The 17,032-nt window shown below is 40.8% G+C and carries 15 protein-coding genes and 2 pseudogenes; 1 reads left to right on the plus strand and 16 read right to left on the minus strand.

Translation table 11 applies throughout. The features are described from left to right. Positions 1 to 17: 17 nt before the first annotated feature. The 10 genes and pseudogenes from HV560_RS02810 to ltnD all read right to left on the minus strand — a co-directional run bounded on the left by HV560_RS02810 (position 18) and on the right by ltnD (position 10,821). Positions 18 to 749: an amino acid ABC transporter ATP-binding protein gene (locus HV560_RS02810; RefSeq protein WP_176807866.1), complete on the minus strand. Its 732-nt coding sequence runs from the start codon at positions 747 to 749 to the stop codon at positions 18 to 20. A 170-nt stretch (positions 750 to 919) separates the two neighbouring features. Next, the gene (locus HV560_RS02815) at positions 920 to 2,713 is read right to left on the minus strand and encodes an alpha/beta hydrolase (protein WP_176809378.1); all 1,794 of its coding nucleotides are present in this window, start codon (positions 2,711 to 2,713) and stop codon (positions 920 to 922) included. Positions 2,714 to 2,721: 8 nt separating this feature from the next. Further along, a complete protein-coding gene (locus HV560_RS02820) occupies positions 2,722 to 3,396 on the minus strand; it encodes a cyclase family protein (RefSeq protein WP_176807867.1) in 675 nt (224 codons plus the stop codon). Between the two features lie 11 nt (positions 3,397 to 3,407). Next, positions 3,408 to 4,755 (minus strand): annotated as a pseudogene (locus HV560_RS02825) (alpha/beta hydrolase-fold protein). A gap of 63 nt (positions 4,756 to 4,818) precedes the next feature. After that, complete coding sequence (locus tag HV560_RS02830) at positions 4,819 to 6,291, minus strand: GntT/GntP/DsdX family permease (protein ID WP_159628885.1); 1,473 nt, start codon at positions 6,289 to 6,291, stop codon at positions 4,819 to 4,821. Between the two features lie 15 nt (positions 6,292 to 6,306). Further along, positions 6,307 to 7,254, minus strand: a complete 948-nt coding sequence (denD, locus tag HV560_RS02835; protein ID WP_176807869.1) for a D-erythronate dehydrogenase — start codon at positions 7,252 to 7,254, stop codon at positions 6,307 to 6,309. A gap of 13 nt (positions 7,255 to 7,267) precedes the next feature. Further along, positions 7,268 to 8,044 (minus strand): 2-oxo-tetronate isomerase, encoded by a 777-nt coding sequence (otnI, locus tag HV560_RS02840; RefSeq protein ID WP_176807870.1) that lies wholly within the window; start codon positions 8,042 to 8,044, stop codon positions 7,268 to 7,270. Between the two features lies 1 nt (position 8,045). Beyond that, on the minus strand, positions 8,046 to 8,678 hold the full coding sequence (gene otnC, locus HV560_RS02845) for a 3-oxo-tetronate 4-phosphate decarboxylase (RefSeq protein ID WP_176807871.1): 633 nt from the start codon (positions 8,676 to 8,678) through the stop codon (positions 8,046 to 8,048). Continuing rightward, the gene (gene otnK / locus HV560_RS02850; protein ID WP_176807872.1) at positions 8,675 to 9,916 is read right to left on the minus strand and encodes a 3-oxo-tetronate kinase; all 1,242 of its coding nucleotides are present in this window, start codon (positions 9,914 to 9,916) and stop codon (positions 8,675 to 8,677) included. Before otnK ends, otnC begins: the two co-directional genes overlap by 4 nt. Then, on the minus strand, positions 9,916 to 10,821 hold the full coding sequence (ltnD, locus tag HV560_RS02855) for an L-threonate dehydrogenase (protein WP_176807873.1): 906 nt from the start codon (positions 10,819 to 10,821) through the stop codon (positions 9,916 to 9,918). The genes otnK and ltnD overlap by 1 nt, the downstream gene beginning before the upstream one ends. A 174-nt stretch (positions 10,822 to 10,995) precedes the next feature. On the opposite strand from ltnD, the gene HV560_RS02860 reads away from it, so the two are divergent. Next, entirely contained in the window at positions 10,996 to 11,757 is a 762-nt protein-coding gene (locus tag HV560_RS02860) for a DeoR/GlpR family DNA-binding transcription regulator (RefSeq protein WP_176807874.1), read from the plus strand. 48 nt (positions 11,758 to 11,805) lie between these two features. Here HV560_RS02860 and HV560_RS02865 read toward each other — a convergent pair. The 6 genes and pseudogenes from HV560_RS02865 to ulaG form a co-directional block, all read right to left on the minus strand. After that, positions 11,806 to 12,427, minus strand: a pseudogene (locus HV560_RS02865) (amino acid ABC transporter permease). After that, complete coding sequence (locus tag HV560_RS02870) at positions 12,417 to 13,076, minus strand: amino acid ABC transporter permease (RefSeq protein ID WP_176807875.1); 660 nt, start codon at positions 13,074 to 13,076, stop codon at positions 12,417 to 12,419. Before HV560_RS02870 ends, HV560_RS02865 begins: the two are co-directional and overlap by 11 nt. A 136-nt stretch (positions 13,077 to 13,212) precedes the next feature. Continuing rightward, positions 13,213 to 13,932: an L-ribulose-5-phosphate 4-epimerase gene (locus tag HV560_RS02875; RefSeq protein ID WP_176807876.1), complete on the minus strand. Its 720-nt coding sequence runs from the start codon at positions 13,930 to 13,932 to the stop codon at positions 13,213 to 13,215. Then, on the minus strand, positions 13,929 to 14,789 hold the full coding sequence (locus HV560_RS02880) for an L-ribulose-5-phosphate 3-epimerase (protein WP_176807877.1): 861 nt from the start codon (positions 14,787 to 14,789) through the stop codon (positions 13,929 to 13,931). Before HV560_RS02880 ends, HV560_RS02875 begins: the two co-directional genes overlap by 4 nt. Positions 14,790 to 15,029: 240 nt before the next feature. Then, a complete protein-coding gene (ulaR, locus tag HV560_RS02885; protein WP_176807878.1) occupies positions 15,030 to 15,773 on the minus strand; it encodes an HTH-type transcriptional regulator UlaR in 744 nt (247 codons plus the stop codon). Positions 15,774 to 15,852: 79 nt separating this feature from the next. Further along, positions 15,853 to 16,944: an L-ascorbate 6-phosphate lactonase gene (ulaG, locus tag HV560_RS02890; RefSeq protein ID WP_176812110.1), complete on the minus strand. Its 1,092-nt coding sequence runs from the start codon at positions 16,942 to 16,944 to the stop codon at positions 15,853 to 15,855. Positions 16,945 to 17,032 lie beyond the last annotated feature (88 nt).

Consider the following 17,032-nt stretch of genomic DNA (forward strand, 5'->3'; position numbering starts at 1 on the left):
CATTCCTCAAATAGTAGTTAATAATCTAAACCGTGTAAGAACTGTTTAGCTCGTTCGGTTTTGGGAGCGTTAAAAAAGATCTGTGGAGGAGCTTGTTCAATGATCTCTCCTTTATCCATAAAGACGATGCGATCGGCAACCTTCTCTGCAAAGCCCATCTCGTGAGTAACAATGAGCATTGAAATTCCCTCACCTGCCAATTCAAGTACCACATCTAACACTTCTCGTACCATTTCAGGGGCAAGTGCTGCTGTAATTTCATCTAGCAAAATAACTTCAGGGTTCATACACAACGCTCGTACGATGGCGATCCGTTGTTTCTGCCCGCCATACAGTTCTCGTGGAAAAGCGGTTTTTCTATCAAATAAACCAACTCGTTTTAAGAGTAAATCTGCCTGAGCTTCCACTTCTTCCCGACTGCGTTTTTGAGCCTTTAATGGGCCAAGTAAAATATTTTCAATAACGTTTAAATGGGCGAATAATTCATAGCTTTGGAATACCATTCCCACTTTTTGCCGAGATTGCTCACAACTCAAATCTTTGCCAAATTCGCCAACACCTTGCATTGAAATTGTACCTCCTTGTTTATCTTCCAAGCCATTAATACAGCGAAGCAAGGTACTCTTACCACAGCCAGAAGGCCCAAGCAGCACAACAACTTCGCCTTTATGCAAATCTAAACTCAGATTATTAATTGCGACAGTCTCGCCATATTTTTTATGCAAGTTTTGAATAGAAAGTAAAGGCATATATGCGTAACGTTAAGTTATTTATGAAAGCATTTTGCAGAAAAATAATTAAGAAAGGGAATCATAAGAAGCTATTTTGTATAACTTTTGATTATAAGGAATGTTTTTAATAAGAAGATTAAAAAAGAGCTAATCATCATAAGATTAGCTCTTGGTATATATTTAGTAAATTAGGCTAAAAACCGTCCGATTACTTGCCCACCAACCATAATCCAAGCCATCAACATTGAGGTAAAAAACACCCCTAAGTAGATATAGCCAGTTTTAAGGTAACACCAGTGGTTGATAATCGTAAATACCACAAACTGTGGAATAATAACTGCTAACATCATCATCCATCGACCACCAAATTGAGGCAATCCGAGTATGTCAAAACCCGGCCCTATTTGCATAAAGTTCGGTACAAAATGGAATAACCATAAAATGACTAATCCACCTGCAGCAAATAAGATGGTTTTGAATGACCAACTCAAGAGGGTTGAGGAAAAACTGCTTGATAATGGCTGTTTCATTTGTACAGATACAATTAAACCATTAAAACTGAGGAAGAAGAGCAAAATTGGTATCCAATAAATGAAAAATAGTTCAAAGCGTTCTATCGTTAATGGTTTTAGTAACGGCCATAAGAAGCGTAATTCCGTCCCCCAAATTGAATGAGCAATAAAGGCGATAGCATAGAGCCAAATAACTAACACTATACTTAGCATTAAATTGCGTCCGATAGCTTTACTTGTACTAAAGTGGCTTAATACGCCAAATTCTGCTAATGAAATCGTGCTTGTTTTTTTCCAAAGGAAGAAAAACAGGAAGTTAATCACAGCACTAACCGACAGCCAAGTGATAATTCCATTCCCCATCTCTAAAGGCATAAAGCTCAATTTTGCAGCAATGGGCTCATTCGCTCCACCCCATTGGGTTAATAAAGGATAAAGTACGATAGTAACTGCAATATTAATTACTGCAAATAACCGCCAACGGCTTGGTGTGATTGCCATCTTGGTAGTAACGGTTTGTGTTGCCGCAGCAAAATAAGGGGCTTTTAGTAAATGATTTGCTAAAAACAATGCAGAAATAACAGCAAAAAATAGGGCAAATAGGCCGCTAAACTCTTTATACCAATAGGTTTGTTGCTCAGGCTCAATCCAGCCTTCTCCTTTTTCGCCATTTTGGAGAGCTTGGTTAAACCAAAGAATTGCTTCTTTATTACTGTGTTCTGCGATCATTACACCTAAATGCGTGCCATCAACTAAGGCTGCTCGGCGTGCTGAACCATCATTGAAGTTGCCGTAAGTATGATCCCATTTCAAGTTTTCACCACTAGGCAATGAGAAAGCGGTCAATCTTGCTTCATTATTTACAAGATCTTTTACCGGGAACGTTTTTTCCCGATAAATTCCAATTTCTTCATATAACCCCTGTGTTAATAAGTAGTTGTTTAACTCTTTATCGCCACCATTGCTACTTAAACCATTTACTGCTTTGTGATCAGGGTTTAGTTTTGCTACTCGGATCGCATTTAATGCCCCTGTGGAATGCCCAAAGATCCCCAGTTTTTCCTTATCAACGAAAGGAAGCGTTTTTAAATATTGATAGCCATTATTTGCACCGCTGATCGTTTTATTCGAGGCTGGTAATTTTGTTGAGTAGCCGTGACCAAAGTGGTCAATGGCTAATACTACAAAACCTCGCTTTGCCAGTTCTAATGCACCAAAAGTATTGGTGGCTTCTTTATCGCTTTGATAACCGTGCAATGCCAAGAGGGCAGGTTTAGGCGAGTTTTCAGTTGCAGAGATCGGACGATAGAGTTTGGCTATCATCGGTTGATTCTGCTCCGTCATAAAGCTCACGGTTGAAACATCAATTCTGCCGAAATCCCGCTCAATCAATGAGCCAATATAACTACTGATAAAACTCAATGCTAAGAAAATAATGGCTAACACTAAGCTAAATTTACTTGTTTTCATCTTTTTTCCTATTGGATTTCTGCCAAGACTGTAACTTGCGAGCTATCAACGCCTTTTACTCGTAAAGGTAAAGCAAACACTTTTTTGAGTTGCTCAGCTTTTACTTCCGATAACATTAAATCCTCAATAATGCAGATAAAATTCGAGCTATACATTCCAAGCATAACTTGATGGGCTTTTACACCGTGATCAGGGTGAGCTGGGGAAGCCAGCGAAATAAAATCAAATCCAATCGCTTTCAAATTTGCTGCATTTTTAATCAAAAATTCGGCACATTGAATGCTAACTGCTCCACCATTATGGGCATATTCGCTCGGATTTTCCTTGCGTAGCTGTTCAAAACCTGTACGGATCAATAACAAATCAGCTTGTTGAATAGCGGCTAAATGTGGTTGTAGATCCTCAGGTTCTATCATCTGCCCTGATTGTTTCGGAATATCTAGCAACAAGGGTTTTTCATAGATAAATTGAGAAAGCGGCAGCTCCGTAATTGTTACGCCATTCGGATTAAAATGGCGAGGGGCATCAAAGTGCGATCCAAAATGGTTAAACAGATGAATTTTGGAACTGTTATACACATCACCTTTATCAGTACTCGTACAAGTTTCTAAGCTCAATGTCGGCTCGCTGGGAAAACCAGGGTCATTCACATCTAATGGATAAGAAAGATATTGATACGTCATAATAAAGTCCTCTATGGGCGTTTTTGTTGAAGTAACCACTCAATCACTTCAGGGCTGTTATACACAGCGTCCCAAGTGTTGTGAGGGTTGTTATTGACAATACCGTTGTCGCCGGCTTGTTCAAAGCTAAATTCGGTGTATTTCACATTTGGGGCATTAAGCTGCTCGTGTAGAATTTGGTAGTTGATGCGAGAGCCTTTTACAGGCGAGACTTTGTCTTCTTTGCTGTGGAAGAACCAAATCGGTAAATCTTTAATTGCCGCTAAGTTCTCTTTGGTTGCGTTGCCGTCCACCCATTCGTTGGTGTAGGCTTCACGACCGCTCATTAATAATGCTCCTGCAAAGAAATTCGGGCGAGCCAGCAACAGATTTAATCCGCCTTCTGCTCCTCGAGATAAGCCATTCACATAGATGCGGTTGATATCAATTTGTGGGTTGGCTTTGATGGTTTCATCAATCATTTTGAATACAAGGTTGATACGGTTGTCTGTCTGTCTGCCAATGAATACCGCCTTTTTGCCCTTTGGCAGCATTATCAAATGGGTCAAAGACTTGGTCATATTGCGGTGCCAGCACAAAACTTGGCTCATAAGGTGAGGTTGCAATCGCCCCTTTACTGGAAATTAAGTGAGCAAGATTATCGGAACCCACTTGCCCTGAACCGTGTAGGAAAATCACAAGCGGGTATTTTTCGCCATTTTTTTGCAAAGGCGAATAGAGCCGATAGTTCAGCTTATTTTCAGGCTTATCTAAGTTCACTTGTTTTGTTTTGAAATCGTCAAGGTAAGTGGTTTTGATTTTTTCAGGCTCGGCAGTTTGTGTCCACTCTGCTTTGCCTAAGGTTGTGCCATTAGTTAATTTGAGTAAGCCTTTTTGTTCTACCGAATAGGCTAAGCGATTTGCAAAAAATTCAGGAATTTTGACCGCTTGTACTTTCTCTGTTTCTACAATGTTGCCGTTTTCATCTTTGGATTTAAACTTCATCGGTGCTTTATTGGCATCTTTTACGCTATAAGTTGCCGCATTTTTATCTGCCGTATCTAATTCAACAATCACAAATTTACCGGCTTGCGGAAGTGCGGTCGTTTTTGGCTCGGCATTCACATAGGCTTTCAATACTGAACGGCTTTCCTTTTCCGCATTGTCTAAACTGGTTTGGATTTGGTAAAGTTGGCGAAGATCGCTACCCGACAGCACATTTTCAGGGTATTCCAACGCCAATCCGTTAATTTTTTGCCCTTGAGCGGTGATTTCTGCCAGCAGAGTAATATTGACTGCCTCGTTAGGTTTAATTTCATCGGCAGCGTATAGGAAAGTGGAAAACGCTAGTCCTGCAAGAAGGGAGAGAGGTTTTTTCATAGTATTTCCTTGTATATAAAAAAATAGACTATGAGAAGATCCCATAGTCTATTTATGATTGCATTACTTATTTAATGTTTTGTTTTGTGATTTGATATAGATTGCAATAATTGCCATCACACCAACAGGGAAGGCGAGGTCAAATAATGAACCATCGTTACCCCAAACAAGGTTGGCTAAAATTACGCTAATGCCGCCGATACCCCACGCAATAGTGGTTGGTACAGACCAAACGATCATCTGTTTCTTCACATCGTTGATGCCCATCATACGGTTTACTACCCAGAATAAGCTGTCGTTAAAGTAACCGAAGAAGAGCGATCCCATAGTAGCTGCCTGTGCAGCAAGTAACATATTCACCCCTGGAATTTGAGCTAAGATCGGGGCTGAAATAGAGGCTGCTGTCACCATTGCTACTGTGCCTGAACCTTGAATAAAGCGAACAAGGGTTGAAACAATAAACGGAATGAGGATCGGTGAAATCGGTAATTGGGCAATTTGTTCTGCCAATTGTTTGCCTGCACCGCTATCACGCAATACTGCACCTAATGCACCACCTGCACCTGTTACTAATAAAATAATTCCTGCAGTTTTCACACCTTCTTCAAGATGAAGTGCGGTCTCATTTCTGCCCGTATTCGGAAGAAGAGTATAAACGGCAACCAATACGCTCAATGCCAGTGCGATCATTGGGTGGCCGACGAAAGCGAAGAATTGATAAACCACTGACTGTGATAATTCAGCATTGCCTTTTACAGCTAAATCAAACATAGCTTTAATGAAGATCAGTGCAATAGGCAACACGATTGGCAACATGGAAAGGAACAAACTTGGTAAGTTTTTCTTCTCACGGCTTTCAATGTAGTCATCATATTTTTGTTTTAATTCTTCTTGGGTGAAGACTTCTTGGTTAAACTCAGGGTATTTTTTATCCAACCATTTCGCATAAAGCACAATACCGATCACAGGTAACACCGCAAGTGCCATACCCACTAACAACATTAAGCCAAGATCGACATTAAATAATCCTGCCACGCCTAGTGGACCCGGTGTTGGTGGCACAGTGTGGTGTGTAACGACCAAACCACCTGCAAGTGCAACCCCTAAGGTTAAAAGTGAGCGTTTTCCGTTTTTCGCTAAGGCTTTAGCTACGGGATAAAGAATAACGAAAGCAGAATCTACGAAAATTGGAATACTCACCACATAACCTGTGATAGCTAATGCCCACTCTTCTTTTTTCTTGCCTAGCATTTTGATAAAGCTGTAAGCCATTTTTTCTGCTGCACCGGAAACTTCCAGTACACTTCCCATCATGACCCCTAAACCGATCACGATACCGATACCACCTAATGTGCCACCAAAACCTTTGCTGATTGCACCTAATGTATCATTGACGGACATACCACCAACGAGACCAGCAATAGCGGAGGCAATTAACATTGCAATAAATGCATGAACACGTGTTTTTAATACTAAATAGACTAAGACAAATACGGCAATCAATAGCCCTATGATTGGAATGGGTAAGCCAAACATACTGTTGCTCCTAAGTTACATATCATGTTTAATAAATCGTTGAATCACTTCCTTAAAATCAACATCTGCCGTAAAACCTAAGTTCAGTGACGTTGAGTTATCAATTTCAACCGGCCAACTTGCGACAATGTTGTTAATATTTTCATCAAATTCAAAACGGATTTTTTGTAAGATTTGTTCTCCTTTTATTGAAGCTAAGTCAGATAACATTTGTTTTACACTGACCGTAAAGCCAGGTAAGTTGATGACATGCCAACTGCGTTGTGGCAATGAAGGCAAAGTTAAAGCGTGAATAAAGTTGTTAATCACCGTATTCGGGCTGGAGATCCACAAGCGTAATTCTTCAGAAACCGGACAAACCGCTTCCTCACCGTTTAGTGGTTCACGAATAATGCTGCTAACAAAAGAGGAAGCCGCTTTATTTGGTTTACCCGGACGTATACAAATGGTTGGTAAACGAAGTACAATGCCATCAACAAAACCTTTGCGAGAATAGTCATTGATGAGCAATTCACACATTGCTTTTTGTGAGCCATAAGTCGATTGTGGTGTCACTGCTGTCCCATCAGTAATCACATCTGGGAGCTCGCCTCCAAATACCGCTAACGAGCTGGAGAAAATAAAGCGAATATTCGGATTATTTCTTCGGCAGATTTCCAATAGATTACGAGTGGTCAAGAAATTGATTTCATAACCTAAATCAGGATCTTGCTCTGCGTGGCTACTTACAATCGCCGCTAAATGGAAGATAGCGGTTGTTTTTTCGGTAATAATTGCATCTAAACCTTCAGGATTTCTTAGATCCATTTCTAAACAACGTACACGGGAGTCATTATTTGGAGCTGTGGGTTTAATAACATCAACTAATACTAATTCTTCAATTTTGTCTGAATGCTGAGTTAATAAGGTTTTTGCAAGGCGTTGTCCTAAAAAGCCTGCTCCACCTGTAATGACGATATTCATTTTGTCTATCCCTCTATTTATATTGCTCAAACCAACCCAATCCAGCAGTTGTTTCCGCTCTCGGCTTGTACTCACAACCCACATAGCCTTCGTAACCGATTTCATCGAGTTTATTGAAAATATATTCGTAGTTGATTTCCCCTTCGTCCGGTTCGTGGCGATCCGGCACAGAGGCAATTTGAATGTGGGCAAATTTACCCTTGAGTTTGTCGGTTAGGCGAGATAAGTTGCCGTCCACATTCTGTGCGTGGAAGTAGTCAAGCTGTACAAACACATTGTCTCGGTTTACCGCTTCTACAATTTCCAGCGTATCAAACTGGCTTTTAAGCAGATAATTCGGTTTCACTTCCGGGCTTAGGGCTTCAAGCAAAACGTTAATGCCGTGCGGTTTGAATTTATCGGCGGCATATTGCACGTTTTCGATAAAGGTTTGTTTATAGGCTTCACGATCTTCGCCTTTTGGCACGACCGCTGCCATCACGTGCACATTTTTACAACCTAATGCGAGGGCGTATTCCAACGCCAAATCAATGTCACGATGGCTATCGGCTTCACGCCCCGGAATGGCGGAAACGCCCCATTCCCCTTGAGCAACATCGCCGGCTGCGGTATTGAATAACACCTGTTTTAAGCCATATTGCTCAAGTTTGGCTTTCAGTTCTGCTGCCGGATAATCGTAAGGCCAAAGGTATTCAACATATTTGAAACCTGCTTTTGCTGCCGCTTCAAAACGATCTAAAAACGGCACTTCGTTAAACATCATCGTAAGGTTTGCTGCAAATTTAGGCATTTTATTTTCCTCTGTTTTTCAGATCATTGACTTCGTCATCGGTGAGATAACGGACTTTTTGACCTTGTAGAATAAAATAGAGCTTGGCGGTTTCTTCCAACTCTTCGGTATTATCCACCGCATCACGCAAGTCTGAACCTGTGACTACCACCCCGTGATTTGCCAGTAAAAAGGCCTTACCGTCTAAGGCTCGTTCCCCCAGCTCTCGGGCAATGTTGATGTCTCCCGGGCGGTAGTAAGGAATGACCGGCAATTTTCCCACCCGCATCACATAGTAAGGGGTGAAAGCACGCATAGCGTTGTCGGTATCCAAATTTTCCAAGCAAGAAAGTGCGGTTAAATAAGTGGAGTGTAGATGCACAATCGCTTGGCAAGCCAGATTTTTCTGATACATCGCCAAATGGAAAATCGATTCTTTAGAAGGTTTATCGCCTTCAAGAACATTTCCTTCCATATCAAGGACTGAAAGGCGATCCGCCTGTAGTCGCCCAAGTGATGAGCCTGTTGGCGTAACTAAAATACGATTTTCATCTAAACGAACGGAAAGGTTGCCCGCTCCGCCTACGGTATATCCTCGCTCAAACAGCGAGCGGGCAAGATTGACCATTTCAATCTTTTGTTCTTGTTCTGTCATACAAACATCTCCTGAGCAAAACTGAAGAAATCTTCTTTACCGAAGTTACCGGATTTCAATGCAAGAAAAATCGGTTTTTCGACCGCTTGTAACCAGGGTACGCCCGGTGCAATTTGTTTACCGATGTGGAAACCGCTAAATCCAAGCTGTTGAACCACAATGCTTGAGGTTTCGCCACCAGCGGTAATAAAGTTAGTTACACCTGCTGCTTGCAGCTTTTCTGCTAGTTTGGCAAAGGTATTTTCAATGGCGTGGCTGGCTTTATCGCCGCCGAATTGGGTTTGAATCTCTTTCAATTTTTCAGGGGGAACGGTGGCATAAACCAGAGGAGCTAGTTCGCTATCTAAATTCTCAAGCACCCATTGGTAGATTTCTTCTACATAGTTCGGATTGTTAATCGCTTTTTCTGCCTCTAAGAAATAGCTTGGAGCTTGTTGCTTATAAGCATTTACTTGGCTATTCGTCATTACTGAGCAAGAACCTGAAAGCACAACGGTTTTACCTTTGCTTGGCACAAACGCATTCGTGCCTTTTTTACCACCTGAACGGTAAGCCGCCATATAAGCCCCTAAGCCTGAACCGCCTGTGATTAATTTGAAATCGGCAACGGCTTCGGCAAGCACGGCAAGTTGTGAATTATCGGCAGCATCTACCACCGCATATTTGTAGCCTTGCTGTTTCAGTTCAGCAAAACGAGCTTTCACACGCTCTGCCCCTTGAATCACCTCCGCATAGGCGACCAAGCCAGTTTTGCCTTGGGATTGTGCGTCCATTAAACGCACCAAGTTGGCATCTTTCATCGGGGTAATCGGGTGGTTACGCATACCGGATTCATTTAGTAGCACATCGCCCACAAACAAATAGCCGTTGAAAATGGTTCTGCCATTAACAGGCAGAGCCGGTGTGACCACCGTAAAATCGGTGTCTAATGCCGCCATTAACGCATCGGTTACCGGCCCGATATTGCCTTTCTCCGTGCTGTCGAAGGTAGAGCAATATTTAAAGTAGAATTGCGAGCAACCGTTTTGTTTCAGCCAATCTAAGGCTTGTAATGATTGTTGGATTGCTTCTTCCACAGGGTTAGAGCGAGATTTCAGGCTAATCACAATCGCATCAACTTGACTGTTGAGTGTAGCTTTCGGCACACCATTCATTTGCACCGTTTTTAGCCCGTTTTCGGTTAAGAAGCTGGCAATATCGCTCGCACCAGTAAAATCATCTGCAATAATGCCTAACATTAGTTGTCTCCCTTTTTTGGTAGCTCAATACCGCTGAAAATTTTGATGACCGCACTATCATCTTCTTTGCCGTAACCTGCATTGCTTGCTTCAGTAAACATTGAGTACGCTGTGCTTGCTAAATGAAGTGGGAAGCGTAATGATTTCGCTGTGTCATTCACTAAGCCTAAATCTTTGACGAAAATATCTACCATTGAAAGCGGGGTGTAGTCGCCATCAACAACGTGTTTCATACGGTTTTCAAACATCCAAGAGTTACCTGCTGCATTAGTTACCACATCGTACATCAGATCTAACGGAATGCCGGCACGAGCGGCTAATGCCATCGCTTCTGCACCTGCGGCAATATGCACACCAGCTAATAATTGGTGGACAATTTTCACCGTTGCACCTAAGCCGATCTCTTCGCCGATGTTATAAACTTTTCCTGCAACAGCATCTAAAACAGGTTTTAGTTTCTCAAACGCTTCACTTGAGCCTGATGCCATTACGGTCATTTCACCTTGTGCCGCTTTTGCTGCCCCACCGGAAACCGGAGCATCTAACATCACCAAGCCTAAATCTGTTAATTTCTGTGAAATATCTTTTGCACCTTGTGCAGAAATGGTGGAAGACACCATCACCACCGTGCCTTGTTTCAAATGTTGGGCTAAGCCGTTTTCACCGAATAACACCGCATTCACTTGGTTGGCATTAACCACCAACAACAACACCGCATCTAATTCAGCGGCAAAATCGACCGCACTTGTGCCGACTTTCTTAGCACCTGCTGCTTTTAAGGTTTCCAGATAATTCGGGTTAAGATCCACACCGTATGTGTCTAATCCGGCAGCGATACAAGATTTTGCTGCTCCCATACCCATTGCACCTAAGCCGATGACGGCTACGCTATATTTTTGACTCATTGTTTATTCCCTCAAATAAATTAATGAACTTGATGGGCGTATATTAACCAATAGGAAAGATAAAATCTGTGATAAAGATCACAAATATTAACAATAAATGTTAAATTTTGTTATTTTAAGTTTGGGGGCTAAATCTGATATAATTTGTTACAACAACTAAAATTAGGCGAAAAAATGATTCCTATCGAACGACAACAAAAGATATTGCAATTTATTAATAATAATGGGGTGGCTAGCATTCAATTTTTGGCGGATAAGTTAAATGTGTCGCATATGACTATCCGCCGTGATATTCAAAAACTTGAAGATGAAGGCAGAATTTCATTAGTTTCAGGAGGAGCTCAATCTGTTGAGCGATTAGCGGCTGAATTGCCACATATTGATAAATCAACTTTGTTTCACGATGAGAAATCTGCTATCGGTACTTTAGCCGCAAAGCTGATTTCAAACCACACAACAGTGTATCTTGATGCGGGTACAACAACCTTAGAAATTGCTCATCAAATTGCCGAGAGAAAAGATCTACTGGTTATTACAAATGACTTTGTAATCGCTCATTATCTTAGTAATGCAGGAAAATGTGATTTAATTCATATAGGTGGGAGTGTTTGCAAAGAAAATTTCTCAACCACAGGCTCTCTTGCTGCGGAGTTTCTTAAAAATCTTTCTATTGATATTGCCTTTATTTCAACTTCATCTTGGAGCTTGAAAGGTTTAACAACGCCAAATGAAAATAAAATTCCTGTAAAAAAGGCGATATTACAATCATCAAAAGAAAATATTTTAGTAACTGATTCATCAAAATACGGCAAAGTGGCTACGTTTTTTGTTTGTCCTTTAACCGTATTTGATCAAATTATTTGCGATAACGGCTTGTTTGGAAACGTGCAAGATGCTCTTAAAGGGCTTGATGTTAAACTAAATATTGCACAGTAATTAACTCTCCCACCTATGTTCTAATTTATTCGCCAATAATGAAAGTGGCTAGCAAATTAAGAAATACAGAACAAAAATAAGTCCATAAACGAAGAATGACGCATTTGGGCTGGTTAGTAGTGAGTTTTCAATAATTTGTTGCCCCACTTTTACCACTTCAATCACGCCAATGAGTGCAGCGAGTGAGCTGGTTTTAATCATTCTAGTAAATAGCTTAATCGCACTTGGCAGTAGTCGGCGAGTGCCTTGCAGTAGTTCAATATAGCGGAAAATCTGCATACGGGTTAAGCCGATTGCTTTGGCTGATTCGATTTGGTGTTTTTCGATTGAAGCTAAAGCCCCTCGTACTAAATCGCCCATTTCAGCCGTTCCACATAAGGTAAACACCCAGATACACACCCAAACACCGCTAATGTGAATATCTAACCAAGTAGATATGCCGAAATAGAGCATAAAGAGCCAAACTAAGATTGGCACAATGCGTATTGTTTCAAGGTAAAAACGAGCAAATCCACGCACAATTAGGCTATTTGAACGCATAATCAAGCACAAATAATGTGCCGAAAACCAATGATAGTGCAACGGATATAAAAGAGATTTTCGCTGTTAGCCATAATCCTTGAGCCAATCGGGCGGCATTTTGCCCTTCCCATAACCAATCAAATCCCATATTTTGCCTTCCTTACTCTGTTTTCAAAATGACGAACTAAAAGCGATATTGGTAGCAAAATAATTAAATAGGCAATGAATAGCATAAATAACGCTTCGTTAGTTTTGTAATCCATTCCGATAATATCTTTAGTGACGAATAATAGCTCTGCTACGGCAATAGCACTAATGACAGAGGTTTCTTTAATTAAAAAGAGTATATTTGCTCCAACGGCAGGGATTGAAACCGCCCACGCTTGAGGGAAAATAACATATCGGAAGATTTGGTAAGGCTTTAAGCCGATAGATTTTGCAGTCTCTGTTTGCCCTTTCGGAATGGCTTGTGAACCTGCTCGTAGGCTTTCTGCCATATAGCTAGAACCTAGAAAAACTAAAGCAATCACACCGCAAGTGAAACCGTCCCACTTAATCCCGATTTTCGGTAAGCCATAGTAAAGAAAAAAGAGCTGAATTAGCAGAGGTGTGTTACGGGAAAGCTCTATATAACCTTTTGCAATGCTATCAAGCGGTCGCATTTTGTAAGTGGTGATAACAGCAATAATCAGCCCGAAAAGGAGAGAAAGAGAAATCTCCCAGAATGAGAGCTGCAAGGTCAGCCAAGCGGCATCTAAAAATTTGGGGATACTGTTATAAATATAAGTCCAGTTCATATCGCATAAACATTCTGGGGATAATGATGGCTATTGTGCGAGAGGTAAAATAAAAAGGGAAAGAATTAGAAATACTTTTTTATAGAAATTAGTTATAAAAAATCAGCACATTGCTGTGCTGATTTTTCCGTTTGAATTATTGTCCGTAGTAGGCATTTTTACCGTGTTTGCGGAGGTAGTGCTTATCGAGAAGCTCTTGTTGCATTGGCTGAATATCAGGGCGAATTTGATGGCTGATAAAATTCATATAAGCAATTTCTTCTAATACGACAGAATTATGCACCGCATCGTGTCCGTTTTTACCCCAAGTGAATGGACCATGTGAATGCACTAATACGCCTGGAATAGCGGTTGGCTCAATGCCTCGTGTGCGGAAAGTTTCCACAATCACTCGACCAGTTTCTAGCTCATATCCACCCGCAATTTCTTCAGGCGTCATTTTACGAGTGCAAGGAATCGCACCATAGAAATAATCGCCTTGTGTTGTACCAAGTGCTAACAGATCTTTACCCGCTTGAGCCCAACCCACAGCGTTGCGTGAATGCGTATGTACTACGCCACCAATATCTGTAAATTCACGATAAAGTGCTAAGTGAGTTTCGGTGTCAGAAGAGGGTTTTTTATCCCCATATACACGGTTGCCTTGTAAATCGACAAGCACAATATCTTCAACCGTCATTGCATCATATTCCACACCAGATGGTTTAATCGCAACTAAGCCTGTTTCACGGTCGATTTCACTTACATTGCCCCAAGTGAAAGTAACTAAACCGTGTTTTGGTAATGCTAAATTTGCTTTTAAAACACGTTCTCTTAATGCTTGTAATGCCGGTGTTAATTCAGTTAATTGAGTCATAGCGTGAAGCCCCCTTCTGTCATTTTTTGTTCAATCCAACGGCGGGCATTAATAATTTCCGCAATTGGCTCTTCTGCTTTTTCTGTCCACATTTCGATTAAAAATGCACCACGATAATTTAATTCAGCCAGTGTTCTAAAGCAAGCGGCAAAATCTACACAGCCATCACCGAACGGCACATCACGGAATTGTCCTTTGCAAGTTTTAGTGACTTTGTAGGTATCTTTCAAGTGGATTGCTGAAATTTTATCTATGCCTAATTTAAGTTCTTCCGCTACGTTATCATTCCACGCAGAGAGATTGCCTAAATCGGGATACACGGTAAACCAAGGGGATTTAATAATATCGTCCCATTTTTTCCAGCGTGAGATAGAACTCATAAACTTGGTATCCATAATTTCAACTGCAATAGTAACTTGGTTGCTTGCCGCAAGCTCTACAGCCCATTCTAAGCCTTCTTGGAAACGTTGGATTGTGCCTTCGTCTTGCTCTTCGTAATAAACATCATAGCCAGCAAGCTGAATGGTGCGAATGCCGAGATCAACCGCTAATTGGATAGCCTTTTCCATAATCTCATAGGCTTTTTGACGTGTTGCTTCATCACGAGAACCGAATGGGAAACGGCGATGTCCTGATAAGCACATTGATGGAATGGTTACACCCGTATTAATGATTGTTTTCACTAATTTAGCACGCTCTTTTTTGCTCCAATCAAGGCGGGAAAGGCGCTCGTCCGTTTCGTCAATCGACATTTCCACAAAGTCAAAACCGCAGACTTTGGCGATGGAAAGTCTATCTTGCCACGAAATATTTTTTGGCAAGGCTTTTTCGTAAATACCGAGTTTGTGTTTTCTCATAAGTTTTCCTTGAAATAATATTTTGTTTATTTGATATGATATTAAAATTGAGTATGAGCGTAAATTACTTCTGCCAAATCTCTCCTAACCCCTCTTTGCTAAAGAGGGGAACTGATCTCCATAAAATTTCTATTCATCTTTTATTATTTAGCTTAAAAAAGCCCAGATGAACTTTAAATTTACTCCGATGGGTCACCCCTCTTTAGAAAAGAGGGGTGGGGGAGATTTGATGTAACGCCATTACGCCAAAATAATCTCTAATCCTTTTGCTTTCAACTCCTGAATAATGGTTGGATCAGCTTCTTTTCCTGTAATCAATAAATCAATTTTATTGAATTCTTTAAATAGCATACCGACTTTTTTACCCAGTTTAGTGCTATCCAATAAGACAACATAACGTTCAGCGTGTTTTGCCATTTGTTGTTCGGCATTGGCAATAATCATATCAGTTTTAAATAAACCTTCAGTGGTTAAGCCTTTGCCACTGGTAAACATAGTTGTTGCAGCATAACTGAGTTCATTTTGTGTATTGAGTGAGAGCATCACTTTTTTATTTTTATTGTATTGTCCGCCTATAATGACTACATCATCGTGAGAGCCTTCAATCAGTTGATTTGCAAGCGGTAGATAATTGGTAATAATTTGCAATTTTTTCCCACATAGCACATTGCCAAGCATTTCCATTGTAGAACCGCAGGTTAGAATTAAACTTTCTCCTTCTTTGCATAACCCCCCAGCTATTTCAGCGATGCGTCTTTTTTGTTCAGCATTGTTGGTTTTTTTAGGGGTTTTATGTGAGGGAGAGAAAATAGCTTCAGCACCATTTCTGACTTTTTTTAATTTACCTTGTCCATCTAATTTATTAATGTCTCTCCTTGCGGTGGCTGGGGAAATATTTAGCCGCTGCATAATGTCTGCGGTTGAGAGAATTTTTCGCTCAGCCAGTAGTGCTAATAACTCTTTGTGTCTGTAGCTTTCGTTCATTATTCCATCCTTGTTTATTGTAATGTTGTAATGAACAGTAAAAGCTAGGGGCGAATTGCAATTCGCCCCTAGTTAGCCATTACAGCATTGATTTAAATTGAATGTTAGGTTCTTGCTCAAAACAGTCATCAAAGCCACGTGGGTGGTGGTATTCAATTAAATCTTTATCACGAGGGTAAACATATTTGCCACCCACTTCCCAAATAAATGGGTGGAACTTGTATTGTAAACGATCTTTACGCATACGCCATAGATCAATGATTTCTTGCGTGCTTGCCATAAAGTTTGTCCAAATATCGTGATGCACTGGTATGATTACTTTACAACGTAAACATTCTGCCATACGTAATAAATCAATTGAAGTCATTTTATCAGCAATACCTACTGGATTTTCGCCATAGTTGTTTAATGCAACGTCAATATCAAATTGTTTACCATGTTTAGCAAATTGGATGGAATAATGCGAATCTGCACCGTGGTAAATATTACCGCCAGGCGTTTTAAATACATAGTTGACAGCTTTACGTCCCATTTCTTCATCAGATGGGCATAAGCCTGACAATTCACCATCACGCTCTTCTGCTCCTTGAACGGGCAAAGTGACTAAGCAGGTGCGGTCGAAAGAATCTAATGCGTGAATTTCGACGTCTTTTAATTTGACGACATCGCCTGGTTTAACCACAATGATGCGATCTTCTGGTACGCCCCATTTTTTCCACAATTCGGCACAGTGCCACGGACCGACAAATTTCACGTGATTCAGTTTTGGATTATTCACTATTGCTGCAGCTACGTTTACATCAATATGGTCTGAATGGTAGTGAGAAGCTAAAATAAAGTCCACTTCGTTGATCGCAAAAGGGTCAAGTACCATCGGTTGGGCTCGCAGGTTCGGTTGCAATTTACGCACGCCTGCCATATTCGCCATTTGGTGACCACGTACCATATCTTTCACTTTTTTAGTTGATTTACCACGACCACACCATAAGTCCATACAGATATTGGCACCTGCTGGCGTTTTTATCCATACACCAACGCAGCCTAACCACCACATTGCAAAGTTGCCTTCTGGCACAACTTCCTCTTCAATTTCTTCGTTTAACCAAGTCCCCCACTCTGGGAAGGTTGATAAAATCCAGCTTTCATGGGTAATTTCTGAAATTTTGCTCATTGCGAACTCCTAGCTCTCAGGATTGAAATAAAATAATCAAAAACAATCATACATAATCAAAAAAAATCGTCAAACAATTTTTTTGAAA

The organism is Mannheimia pernigra (assembly GCF_013377995.1).
GTDB classification, from domain to species: Bacteria; Pseudomonadota; Gammaproteobacteria; order Enterobacterales; family Pasteurellaceae; genus Mannheimia; species Mannheimia pernigra.